Raw genomic sequence first — 251 nt, forward strand, 5'->3', positions numbered from 1 at the left:
AGAAAAACTAAAGTGGCAATTCTCGGTTTTACTTTGACTTCTTCTTACGATTATCTAGTTTTCAAGGAACGATTAAAAAAAGCTTTGAGAGAATTACTCCCTCAAAACTAAACAAACAAGTAACGTCAACGTTTTATCAGTCCGTCAAGGACTGCATTATCCTTAGAAAGGAGGTGATCCAGCCGCACCTTCCGATACGGCTACCTTGTTACGACTTCACCCCAATCATCTGTCCCACCTTAGGCGGCTGG

General features: G+C 41.8%; 1 rRNA gene. It reads right to left on the reverse strand.

Annotated elements, in window-relative coordinates:
* Positions 1 to 166 precede the first annotated feature (166 nt).
* A 16S ribosomal RNA gene (locus M3189_RS26740) occupies positions 167 to 251 on the reverse strand; the annotation flags it as partial.

The sequence above is a fragment of the Neobacillus niacini genome (assembly GCF_023715415.1).
Classification (GTDB): Bacteria; Bacillota; Bacilli; order Bacillales; family Cytobacillaceae; genus Neobacillus; species Neobacillus niacini_C.